We start from the raw sequence: 11,726 nt of genomic DNA on the forward strand, positions 1-11,726 counted from the left end.
TACATGCAGATCGAAGGCATGGCCGAACTCAACCAACCCATGATCGAGGAGGAAAATCAGCCCCTACACATCACCGCCAAAGCCGCCTGACGATGGCCCACGGCCACAGCCGAAATTACACCACCTTGACGGACGCGACCAGTTCATAGAGTGTCGATCGACTGATCCCAGTCAGCTTGACCGCTACTGGAATACGAACGCATATCGGCTCGACGGGCAACTCGCCCAAAATTTCTTGAGCCGGGGAGAATGAGTCCTCCCGCTCGCTCTCTGTCGTGTCTCTCGTTCGCGGGGAGAGCTTCCGCGAACGCGCACTACTGCCTCGGTCGCCAAGGCGGCCAAGCTCTGGCCTAAAATCATCTTCGCTGGGCATGATCAACACCTTTGGCAGGAGAGGAAAACCAACCATGCGCTCGACCACAAAACATGAAAATCGGTGCCGCCGAATATGCGAGAAATCCGCCACTTTCCGGCCTGTTGGCACTGTCTCCGGCAAGACGGCACTGTTTCCATTTACGTAAAAAGGATGTGCAGACAATGACTTAGCTCTGTCCGCGCAGGCGGACGGTGCCATAGCTTTATATCTTGCCTTACCGATAGACCCTGGAATCCGCGTCCATTTTGTCAAAAACCTCCCTCGACCGCACGAATCGCTTACACGGACTGCCTGCCGCTATCAGGCAAAATGGCCGGTTGCGAACGGCCTCCGTTCGGGTGCGCATCCAAGATAGCTGGCACTGCGCACGCCTTTGCATTGCGCTCGATTCCATGATCGCGTGCGTCTTCACACACGATTTTTGCAAAGGACACTTGCAATACGCACAGATTCGTGACAACAATCCCTTGTTGCTAACGGGGACACTGCTCCATGGATATTCGCCGTACCATTCTCGACACCGTTCCGAAGGAACTGTGGATCGACCTTGAAGACCGCCACCGCGCCGAGGCTTTCAAGGCGCACGATGTCGTAAAGACGAACATCCCGCTGAATGCCAAGCGCAGCCGCGAGGTCGAAGGTCAGATCCGCTTCCGCCTGCAGGAGCAGGGCTACGAAGAGGTCGTCCAGCTCCATGGCGGTCACCTCGTCGAAGATGGCATCATGCCCGGCACCGACTTACGCGTTTATCAGCCCTTCGCCCGCTTCCAGGGGCCGGCGGTCGGGGTCATCCTCGGTTTCGCGGCGATGCCCGAGCGGCGCAAGATGCCCGCGAAGAATATGTCGCGTGCTGCCGGCGTTTCGTTGAACTGGCCTTTTCAGCCGAGCATGTTCGACGATCCGAAGAGCCTGCGCGCGAACGATATCTTCGTTCTCTTTCTCACCGCTCGCGATCGCAACAAAGCCGGCATGATCGAGGAAATCGCGGTCGGCGTCATCGGCGCCGACTACAAGGACTTCATCTTCTACGAGTCGCTCGAAGACTTCCTGCGCGGCTACGGCGAAGACAGCGACGCTCCGGATGGCCCCGATGGTTCCGACGCCCGCGGTGCCGAGGTCAAACTCCGCAAGACTCGCAAGCTGTTCTTGCTTCCGGAGAATCGTCCGGATAGCGACGCCGGGGACGGCTCGAACGAATAAGTCGGTCGCACCGACAAACGCTGATTTTTCTCCGCTTCGCACCCCTCAAAGGGTGCGAAGCCGCAAGGACTCCGGCCATGAGAATTGGTACTCCAGGGTTCATCCCGGCACGGCTGACCGAGATTCGTCATGCGCGGCGTATCCCGTCTCGCGCTGCGTTGGCACGGCGGCTCAAGTCGAGCGCCAGCACGGTATCGCGATGGGAAGATGAGGATTCAGACCAGACCCCAGACCCGACCGCGCTTCTCCAACTGGCTGGCGAGATGCAGGTCCGTCCGGAATATTTCCTGCGCGAGACTTACGAGAGTGACCGGCCGACTTTCTTGCGTTCGCTGTCGAGCACCCTTGTGCGCGACCTCGCGTATCAGAAGGCCCAGATGCAGTGGCTGCACGAGGCCAGCTATATTATCAGCCACTATGTCGACCTGCCGGAAGTCGACATCCCCGATGTTTTGGCGGGTGCCGACTATACCCAGCTTCGCGACGCTGACATCGAACAGATCGCCCTCGACCTTCGCAAGCACTGGAACCTCGGCGAAGGACCGAGCGGCGATATGGTCACCTTGATGGAGCGCATCGGCATCGTCGTTGCGACGATACCAATGAACACGACCAAGCTTGATGGTCTTTGCAGCTGGTCCCCCATCGATGGCCGGCCGCATGTACTTCTTGCGACCGACAAGATGTCCTTCCCTCGCAGGCAGATGGACGCAGCTCACGAGCTAGCGCATGCCATCCTCCATAGAGCGGTGCCGGAGGAGGAGTTCGAAGCGAATCTTCGCGTAATCGAGCGGCAGGCATTTCGGCTCGGCAGCGCCTTTCTTATGCCTTCGACAAGCTATCCCCATGAGGTCCGGCGCTGCTCGCTTGCTGTATTGGCCAGTCTCAAGGAAAGGTGGCGGGTATCGATCAAGGCGCAGATCAAACGCCTTTCAGATCTCGACATCATGCCCGAAGATTTGTCGCGACAGCTGTACAAACTCTATTCGGCGAAAGGCTGGTCGAAGGGCGAGCCGCTGGATCAGCACTGGCCTGTCCAGCAACCTCGCGCTCTGCGTGACAGCCTTAACCTCATCGTCGATAACGGCGTTCGCAGCAAAGCAGACCTGCTAGCGACCGAGTTCACGATCTCGGCAGCCGATGTTGAGCTGCTTTGCGGCTTGTCGCCGGGATGGTTTGATCGCGATGCGGCGGAGGTCGTAACGCTGAAGGTCGCTTCGCCGGACAGTGAAGTTTCGCCGCGAGGTGAAGGTCAAATTATCGCTTTTCCTAACCGCCATCATCGCTGATGCAGATAAGAAGTGGTCCAACTTTTTCGTCGCTTCGAGGGGCCATTTTTCGGCAACGCGATTTTTTGATTCTTTATGACCAAAAAATTTGCGCCAATTTGAAAAACGGGGACCGTGGCATCAAATCTCGCGCGTACGCGCCCGGAAATGAACTCCACAACGGCAAAAAATTATTTTTGGCGCCAACCTAGCCCGAAAATTTGGCGCTATTTAGCGACGCTCAGAACGTCTTTTTTCGCATATTTCGGAAAAGCTCGCTGAGCGCGCGATTTGACAGACGCGCGTTTTCAGGTGAGTTGTGCCCTTGCGACGGTAAAAATCGACGCGCCTCGCGCCGTCATGCGTTCATTACTTAATGACGAATTTGCGCGAGAGGGGGACCGTAACACGGAGGCTAACCATGGCAGATAAGGATCCGCAAGACACGGAAATCTTGGCCGCGATTGGCGAAAATGGCATTGACCCGCAGCAACTGATCAACACGCTGCTGGGCGCCGAGTACCCGATGAGCGCCATTATCGAGGCTCTTCAGCGCGCTATCGAGCGCGGCAAAATCTCCCTCGCCAGCGATGGCATGGTGGTTGCGGTAAAGCGAGAATTCGCTAACGCAGCCTGACGCGTCCTGGGGGGATTTGAGTGGCGGGTGAAGAAGAGTCGTCGTTAGAGACGGCCCGTAAAAGCCGATGCTATAGCGACGCAACCGCCTCTGGTCTCGACCAGCGGAATGAGTTCGCGCGCGACCGGGATCGGATTCTCTATTGTTCAGCGTTTCATCGTCTCGCGGGAATCACGCAGATCGTGCGCGCCGGCGAACTGGATATCTTCCACACGCGACAACAACACACATATAAAGTGGCGCAGATCGGGCGCCGCTTGGCGGAGCACCGCCTAAGTGAGCAGCCTGAAGCCGCTAAACTGCACGGCCTGCACCCGGAGGTGGTGGAAGCGGCGTGTCTGGCCCATGACCTTGGTCATCCGCCCTTTGGACACGCGGCGGAGACGGAACTCGATCGCCTCGTTTGCGACCCCACAATCGTGGAAGGTAATAAAAAGGACGCGGCGCCAGACGGCTATGAGGGCAACGCGCAAACCTTCCGTATCCTCACGAAGTTGGCGGTACGTTACAGCAAGGACAACCCCGGGCTTGATCTCACGCGCGCGACGCTCGCGGCAACGCTGAAATATCCTTGGCTTCGCGACCAATCCGTCGACAAGAAGCGCTCTAAATGGTCAGCGTACGCCTCGGAGGAGGCTGACTTCAAATGGGCGCGTGAGCATTGTTCGGGAGAGTTCAAAACCGCCGAGGCGGAGCTGATGGATTGGGCGGACGACATCGCCTATTCGGTGCACGACCTGGAAGATTTCCACCGCGTCGGCATCATCCCGTGGAGCGAAATCATTTCCGAGGATTCTCGGGACACGATCATCAACGGCGTCGTCAAATCGTGGAAGAAGGATCCGAGCTACCCCGCGGATGGGCCGCGCCGAATGAAGGCGGCGCTGGAACGCATCATTCGCAAGCTCGTCATGTTTCCGACGGTCACCAAGGAAGTTTACAACGGCGCCCGCGAGCAACGTCGGCAGCTTCGTAACTTCACCTCGCAGCTGATCGGAAACTATGTGCGTGCCGTGTCGCTCGCCGGCGATCTCGGAGCGGCGGCGGTCGTGATCCATGACGACGCGGCCGACGAGGTCCGGCTGCTTAAGTATTTCGCCCGCTATTATGTGATCGGACTGCCCGCGCTGCATGCTCAGCAGTATGGACAAAAGAAAATCGTCCGCGAGCTCTTCAAGATCTTTCTGTCGGAGGGGAAGGCGGGCAACCTCGCCCTGCTCCCCGCGCGGCTGCGGTATATCTGGGAAGATAATAGCGATGAAAAAGGCGCCCGACTGGCAGCTGATTGCGTCGCCTCGCTAACAGAAAATGAAGCCTATCAGCTCCATCATCGACTGATGGGCACGGAGAGCGGCTTGGTACTCGACCCGATCGTGCGCTGACTTAGAGGTCCGGCGCCTCCACGAAATCGAAATCGTCGAAAATTGACATGCCTTGTCCGACGCGGCCCATGTGCCGGGAGGGGGCGATCTGGGGCAAACGATAAGCATTCGCCACTCCATACTCGCTGTGCCTCTGCTGGGAATACCCCCAACATGCACCATCGCGTTCGCGGCCAGCAGCGACAGACCACCTTTGATGCGTTCCCGCCGGATCCCGGTGCCGTCGGTAAATATGGCGTAGGTAACCTTGGCGAGGTGGACGTCGTTATCTCGACGAGCCGCGAAAAAATACCAGCGCTTGACCGCGCCCAGCAAAATGCGGAGCGACGATGTCTGTGAAGGGTGGGAAGATACCGGGAAAACGAACGTCGAAGCCGACGCATCGTGCTGTCTCTAACTAATGACCGCTTTCGGGAAACCAGCGCGTCAGCCTCAATGGCGGCATTCGGGTGCGAACCCGACTTAACCGCCGCGCCTTCCAGTTCAACGCCCGCGCCGTCTCCCGTCGCCCGCGAGGAACAGCGGCAATCCCTCGCCGATGATCCATCGTGCCCGCGCGACGTGGGCGTCCCAGCAGCGGCGGGCGGCGGGTTCGTCCCGATCAGGGTCGCATCCCAGGATGATGATGCTTGCCTCTCGCCAATCGCGGCCGTCGATGATGGCGCGCTCCTCGACGACATCGAGGACACGCGCATAGGTCAGGATGTTGGCTCGATCATAGGGTATGATGGTGTCCAAGAAGTCGAGGTTTTCGGGGCGTGGCGGCGGCGTCACAGTCATATCCATCGCTCCCGGCAATTCCTCAATCCCAATATGGGATAATCCCAAAACCGACGCAAGGAAAAGCCTCCTTTTGTCGGTTTTTTTGCATGGCTCGATCGCTTCGTACTCCCAAACATCGCCAGCTCCAATCCGGCCTTGCCGCTGCGCGCAAGGCGGCGGGACTGACGCAGGCGCAGTTGGCTGAGAAATTGGGTCGTCCGCAATCCTTCGTCGCGAAATATGAGGTCGGCGAGCGGCGCATCGATGTCGTCGAGTTTTGCGAGATTGCCGATGCGCTGAAGCTAGATGCCAGCGCGTTGCTGGCATCCATATTCGCCGACCGATAGCCCCCATTACCAACACCAATTCGGAAGGCCGCCGCCCGCCCCCAAAAGGCAGGGGCGGTGGCAAGCCGGTGCCGGCCGCAGATTCGCGAACGGGCGTTTCACATCGCAGAGGGAATTTCTAGGTCGCCAGGTGGCGATGTTGACGTGTTGCGATTTCGTGGATGCCGATCTCTCCGTCGAGAACGGCGGCTATGACGAGTTGGGTCCGGTTATGGACCTCGTAGCGGGCGCAAGCCGCTTCGATGTAGGTTTTCACCGTCGCTGGACTCAGGTCGAGGATCGTTGCGATGTCTGTGTTGCTCTTGCCTTGTCCTGCGAGGACGATGCAATCGAGCCAGCGCCGCCGTAGCCGGCCCACACGGACCTGGCGCAAACGGCGGCCGCCGACGATGCGGCGGGCTTTCTGGAAAGCGAAGCTGCCGACGATCTGGACGGTGGCAAGGTGGCGCTGCGCGAGGCCAGGCGTGCGCGGCGAACAGAAATTGCAGGAGCCGCTACGCTCACCCAGCACGAAGGCGGGGACCGTGATGCCGTCAGCGACGCCATGCCGTGCGCCGCGTTCGAGGAAACTGTGGTGACGTGGATCGAGGTCGATCAGGTCGGCGATCTCGGACCAGGTGAAACACGCGTTAGCCGCGATGCAGGCGTGAACGACCGGGTCATCGCGGTGATAGAGGCCGCCGAAATATTCCGCAGCATAGTCGGGCGGATAGTTGTTTATGTTGATGAGGCTGGCCGATCCCTTGCGGTGATCGTCGTGATGGATCATCGCATAGTGGTGGAAGCCCAATTCCCGCGCCGCGGCTTCGAGCAGCCGTTCAACGCCGGTGAGGTCGGTCACCTGCTGGATTTCGGCGAGGAACGCCGCGACGAGGCTCAGCGCACGCGCGTCCACACCTTCGTCCGGCAGAATATTGCCGCCTTGCAACCCTTCACCTCCAGCTTTCCATCGGCGCGTAGGGTCAGATAGCCCTTCGCCGCGCCGTCACCCGTCTCCGGGTCATAAACCGGGCCGCCCTTCCACTCGCGCGGACCGCCCTTGAAACCGCGCAGCACGACTAGACCTTTCAGCCGACGGTCGCGCAAAGCCGGGTCCGGGTTCTTCACGTCGCGTTGGTTGGGATTGGCACGCAGGGGAGCGGCGTCGTCCACCTTGCCGCAGATGGCGGTGCCGCAGCGATAAAGCTCGACCCGTCCCCCTTGGCTGCCGGTCGACCACAGACCGGTGATGGCGCCGCCGCTCCCCTGCGATGCGGCAGCCGCTCCCCCTCCAGCGGCCACAATCAATGTCGTTGCGAGCAAAATCTTCTTCATGCGGCCGATCACTTGGGCATCGGCGCGGCGAGCGGCGGCGAGAGGGTTGCGAGGGCGTGGGCCGCGAGAGCGCGGTCGTCATGCTGCCATGGATGGAAGCTCGGGCGGAAGTAAGTGAACGTGTCGCGCAGCAGGAGCCGCATCAGGCCGGGCTTGCCGTATAGATAAGCGAGAAGCCGTCGCCACGCCCGCAGGTCATTCTTTCCATCTTGCCGCAACAGATCGGCGGTGTTGCGAAAGACGACATAGTGGAAGCGCACGCCCGCCGCGAGCATGGTGAAGAACCGCAGTGTCCAGCGCCGGAAGCGGGGCCTGTCCCGCATCGCGAGTAGTAAGGTGTCGAAGGCCACGGCCTTATGCTCGATCTCCTCGATCGCGTGCCAGCGCCACATGCGCTGCGCTTCGGCGTCGGCACCCGCGAGGTGCATGGGGTCCGTGAGGATCGCATTGGCGAGGGTCGCGGTGAAATGCTCAAGAGCGCAGGTTCCCGCGAGTTGCATGATCGGCGGGCGCCGTTTCGCCCATGCGATCGTCCGTGCCGCGCGGTCCTCGGATGACGTGAGGTCATAACCCGCATCGCGCGCCTGCCGATTGAAGAAGACATGCTCGCGCGAGTGGGTCGATTCCTGGAAGATGAAATCGTCGATCTGCTCGCGCAGCGCCTCGGGCGCTTCGTCGCGATAATGGCGCACCGCCGACATGAAGAATTTCTCGCCGACCGGGAAGGTCGAGGACAGCGCGTTATAGAAGGCGGTCCGTCCAGCATCCCCGCCATGCCACCAGCGGCGCGCGGTCGCGCCGCGACCGAATTTCCAATTACGCCTTTCGATAGCCAGGCCTGCCGGATGTTCGGTCTGGAGAGTCATGATTGGCTCCTTTGTTGCCGCGCAAATAGGCCGCCGCACGGTGCCGGGAAGGACCGGACGGCGGCCGAGTTATCCCTCAGGGGAGGGAGCGCGAGAGAACGCACGGTTTCTGGTCTCAAAAAACCGGGCCGATGCTTGCACCCGGGAGCAAGCTTGGCATCGACCCGAGGTTGTTCCCCCAGTGGAGAGAGGACCTAGAATTTCTTCGCGATGCTGAACCCGATGATGCGCGGATCGAGGGTGAAGACGTTGGTCGTCAGGCCCGAGTCATCGCTGTTCAGGAAGGCATCCGTGATCGGGGTCGAGTTGAAGACATTCTTCACATAGGCCTCGATCGACAGGTCATCGGGACCATCGACACGGAGCGAGATGTTGAAGTTGGTCCAGTCGCGCAGGCGGTCGTAGGGGTTGAGGTTGTAAACCCGCGCCCAGCTCTTGCCCTGCCAATAACCGTCGCCGCGGATCGTCGCGCTCCAGTCGGTGCCGAACGGGATCGTATATTCAGCGCCGAGGTTGACGGTCCAATGCGGTGAATTGGGCAACTCCTTGCCGCCAAGCTCGGTGTAGAGACCCGCGCCGCCGTTCAATTCCGGATAGTTGGCGAAGTCGAAAGGTAGGCCGGTCGCCGGGTCCGGTAGCGTCCGTCCTCCCAAGGCAAGGATGCTGCCGTAACCACCGCACATCTTCCAATATTGCTGGACTTCGCTGTTCGTTTGCAGCCAGGATTCTGCGAATTGGGTGGGAACGACACAATTGGACGGCATCTGCACCCACGGTTTGATGACTGTGTAATTGGGATTGCCGAGCGTGCGATTCATCGGGTCGATGGATTGCTCCCCTTTGCCGATGCGCGAGCCTAGCCAGCCGATATTGGCGTTGATGCGCAGACGATCGACTGGTTCGAACTGCGCCGACAGTTCGGCGCCCCAAACCTTGGCGTCGAAATTCTCGTTGATCGCTGTGCGGTCGCGAATCTGCGACACTTGGTAATTTTTATAGTCGTAGAAAAAGGCAGCGGCGTTCAACGTGAGCCGCCCGCCCATCAGCACATTCTTGGTGCCGATCTCGAAAGCATTGACGAATTCCGGTTCGAAGGTTGGGCCGTAATTCACAGCCGTCAGTTCAAGGACCGGAAGCGCCCCCAACTGCTCATATAGATTTGCTATCGCCTCGGGCAAGATGCCGGCGTCGATCCATTGCTGCACCGTGGCGAAGCCGGGGGTCGGCGGGTTCATGCCGCCAGCCTTGTAACCCCGGCTATAGAAGGCATAGACGAGCGTCTGGTCTGTGAAACCGAGATCGGGCTGCCAGTCGATACCGGCGCGGCCGGTGAACTCACCCCAGTTCAATTTGATATCGGGTTCGGCCGGATAACCGCGCCCGACCGTGCCCCCCGCAAACAGGGTCGGTGCCAAAAGGAGCTGACTCGGTACCGGCGTGAAGGTCTTGCGGTCTCGGGTATAGCGTAAGCCCGCCGTCAGCTTCAGGTCGGGATTGATGTTGTAATAGGCCTCGCCGAATGCGGCCCAGCTTTCCAACTTATAAGGATTCGAACTGCGGAAATAATTGTGCCCCTCTCCATCAATGCTTTCGACCGGATTGGGGTCAATATAGGGACAATAATCCAAACCATCGACCGCAACCGCTGGAATGACTCCGCATTCTCCAATGGTCGCGGTGTTATTAAGCGGTGCCATTCGGGCCAACGCGGTCAGAAGATTGCTCATGACATAATAGTCATTCTGCGTGCGGAACTTCGTATAGTTTCCGCCAATGCTGAAATTGAACGGGCCTGAAAAGCTGGATTGCAGCCGGACTTCCTGAGCAAACTGCTTTGAATCGGCCGAGGAAATATCGAAAACGCCAAGAGTGTCGGAGCAACCGATCTGTGGGTCGCAGAAAATCCCGCCGGGCGCGAGACTCCGCATCGGACTCGGGCCGCCGGTCAGCGGATTCTCCAACCAACCCGACGTATCGTTGAAGATCGGTAGCGTGTTGTAGCGGTTATAATCCTGGAAACTGTATACGCCGTCCCAGTTCCAGGCCGTCTGCGACGAAAGAGTAATACCATCAGTCAGGTCGGCGTCCAAATTGAGTTCGAGCAGATCCGATTTCGCCCTATATATAGGGTCCTGGAACGACGCGATTTCCCGCAGATCGCGCGACTGCATCATCCCGCCATAAGGATCCTTCAGATTCAACAGGGTGGCCCCTGTGCGATCGCCCAGATTTTCATAACCTTGGACAAAGATTGAGTTGGCGACGTTCACGCCGCTGACATAGGCAAGCGCCAAGCCATTAGGTGTCCCGAAGGCATTGTCATCATAAAGGCTGCCCGCTTTGCAGCCCGTACTAAACAGTGCCGCGCGAGCGCCGTGCCATCGCTCGACGCCATTGTCCGAACCAATGACCGAAGTCGATCCGATCGTTTCGGGACTATCGTCCCTGTGACAAAGCTGCTTGCCGGTGCGCGAGCGATTGTCGTCCTCGCGAAAGCGCTCCCAGATAAAATTGCCGCGCAGCCAGTCATTCTCAAAGCCGAGCGTTGCGCGCAGCGAATAAAGGTCGCGGCCATTGACGCGGTTCTTGGTGACGGAGTTATAATCATAGCCGTCGCGGTCGGTCATCGACCCGGCGATGCGAAGGCCGAAGGAATCGGGCACGATCGGGATGTTCAGCATCCCGACCATACGGCGGCTGTCGTAATTGCCGACCTCGCCCTTGATGCTGCCCTCGAACTTGTTCAGCTTCGGCTTGGCGGTGATGAGGTTGATGACCCCGCCGGTCGCATTACGTCCGTAGAGGGTGCCCTGCGGCCCGCGCAGCACCTCCAGCCGCTCCATGTCGAAGAACTCCTGCTCGAAGAAGCGGTTGTGAATGATGCCGACATTGTTGAAGCTGACCGCGACACCGGGGTCGCTCGTCGCTGAAATAGCCTTGGTTCCGATGCCGCGAATCGAGATATTGTAGCCGGTGAAGTTCGACTTGCTGAACGTCAGGTTCGGCACCGCGCGCATGATGTCGGCGCCGCTCTCGATCTTCTGCTCTTCCAGATTCTTCTGGGACAGGGCCGTGATCGCGATCGGCACATCCTGAATCGACTCCACCCGCTTCTGTGCGGTGACGACGATTTCGTTGGCGACGTAGTCGCCTTGCTGGGACGCCGCCGATTGGCCCTCCGACGCCGCGACGACGGTTATGACGGCCGAGTTGGCCGGGTCGCCCCGGGCGACGAGGCCGGTTCCGGCCAGAAGCACGCGCAACCCTTCGCTGACGCTCATGCTGCCGCGGACTGCGTTGGTCGTCTTGCCGCGCGTCGTGACGCCGCTGGCGACGATTTGTATGCCGGCCTGCCGGGCGAATTCGGGAATGGCGCGCGCGGCGTCCTGCGCCGGCACGTTGAAATCGCGTTCCTGCGCCATCGCCGGGCTGGCAATCGCCACCGCGACGATCGCAGCCACGCTCGCCCCCGCGTTCGCCATCGTGCGCGCGCCGTTGAACTCGAAAATTCCCCGCATCTTGTCCCTCCCATATAAGAGGCGCGTTGCGCGCCTTCATAAGGTAGGATGCAGCG

11 protein-coding genes are annotated in these 11,726 nt (G+C 59.8%); 5 read left to right on the top strand and 6 right to left on the bottom strand.

The window, feature by feature from the left end; all coding sequences use genetic code 11:
* Window positions 1-784: 784 nt before the first annotated feature.
* Window positions 785-1,072: a hypothetical protein gene (locus tag VHO04_RS13215; RefSeq protein ID WP_329628723.1), complete on the bottom strand. Its 288-nt coding sequence runs from the start codon at window positions 1,070-1,072 to the stop codon at window positions 785-787.
* A 27-nt stretch (window positions 1,073-1,099) separates the two neighbouring features.
* On the opposite strand from VHO04_RS13215, the gene VHO04_RS13220 reads away from it, so the two are divergent.
* From VHO04_RS13220 to VHO04_RS13235, 4 genes are all read left to right on the top strand, one after another.
* Window positions 1,100-1,576, top strand: coding sequence for a hypothetical protein (locus VHO04_RS13220; RefSeq protein ID WP_329628724.1), 477 nt, complete (start codon window positions 1,100-1,102; stop codon window positions 1,574-1,576).
* A 77-nt stretch (window positions 1,577-1,653) separates the two neighbouring features.
* Window positions 1,654-2,865 (top strand): helix-turn-helix domain-containing protein, encoded by a 1,212-nt coding sequence (locus VHO04_RS13225; protein ID WP_246427341.1) that lies wholly within the window; start codon window positions 1,654-1,656, stop codon window positions 2,863-2,865.
* Window positions 2,866-3,265: 400 nt separating this feature from the next.
* Window positions 3,266-3,481, top strand: coding sequence for a hypothetical protein (locus VHO04_RS13230; protein WP_184101223.1), 216 nt, complete (start codon window positions 3,266-3,268; stop codon window positions 3,479-3,481).
* 20 nt (window positions 3,482-3,501) lie between these two features.
* Window positions 3,502-4,863, top strand: a complete 1,362-nt coding sequence (locus tag VHO04_RS13235; RefSeq protein ID WP_184101221.1) for a deoxyguanosinetriphosphate triphosphohydrolase family protein — start codon at window positions 3,502-3,504, stop codon at window positions 4,861-4,863.
* 483 nt (window positions 4,864-5,346) lie between these two features.
* Here VHO04_RS13235 and VHO04_RS13240 read toward each other — a convergent pair whose 3' ends face one another.
* Complete coding sequence (locus VHO04_RS13240; RefSeq protein ID WP_184101217.1) at window positions 5,347-5,643, bottom strand: DUF2285 domain-containing protein; 297 nt, start codon at window positions 5,641-5,643, stop codon at window positions 5,347-5,349.
* Window positions 5,644-5,732: 89 nt separating this feature from the next.
* On the opposite strand from VHO04_RS13240, the gene VHO04_RS13245 reads away from it, so the two are divergent.
* Window positions 5,733-5,972, top strand: a complete 240-nt coding sequence (locus VHO04_RS13245; RefSeq protein WP_184101215.1) for a helix-turn-helix domain-containing protein — start codon at window positions 5,733-5,735, stop codon at window positions 5,970-5,972.
* Between the two features lie 118 nt (window positions 5,973-6,090).
* Here the strand turns inward: VHO04_RS13245 and VHO04_RS13250 are convergent, their stop codons facing one another.
* The 4 genes from VHO04_RS13250 to VHO04_RS13265 all read right to left on the bottom strand — a co-directional run bounded on the left by VHO04_RS13250 (window position 6,091) and on the right by VHO04_RS13265 (window position 11,670).
* Window positions 6,091-6,900, bottom strand: coding sequence for a helix-turn-helix transcriptional regulator (locus VHO04_RS13250; protein ID WP_184101213.1), 810 nt, complete (start codon window positions 6,898-6,900; stop codon window positions 6,091-6,093).
* On the bottom strand, window positions 6,849-7,286 hold the full coding sequence (locus VHO04_RS13255) for a DUF2147 domain-containing protein (protein ID WP_184101212.1): 438 nt from the start codon (window positions 7,284-7,286) through the stop codon (window positions 6,849-6,851). The genes VHO04_RS13250 and VHO04_RS13255 overlap by 52 nt, the downstream gene beginning before the upstream one ends.
* 8 nt (window positions 7,287-7,294) lie before the next feature.
* Window positions 7,295-8,152 (bottom strand): metal-dependent hydrolase, encoded by an 858-nt coding sequence (locus VHO04_RS13260; RefSeq protein ID WP_184101210.1) that lies wholly within the window; start codon window positions 8,150-8,152, stop codon window positions 7,295-7,297.
* A 194-nt stretch (window positions 8,153-8,346) separates the two neighbouring features.
* Window positions 8,347-11,670, bottom strand: coding sequence for a TonB-dependent receptor domain-containing protein (locus tag VHO04_RS13265; RefSeq protein ID WP_246427340.1), 3,324 nt, complete (start codon window positions 11,668-11,670; stop codon window positions 8,347-8,349).
* Window positions 11,671-11,726 lie beyond the last annotated feature (56 nt).

It is taken from the genome of Sphingopyxis sp. (genome assembly GCF_036261875.1).
Classification (GTDB): domain Bacteria; phylum Pseudomonadota; class Alphaproteobacteria; order Sphingomonadales; family Sphingomonadaceae; genus Sphingopyxis.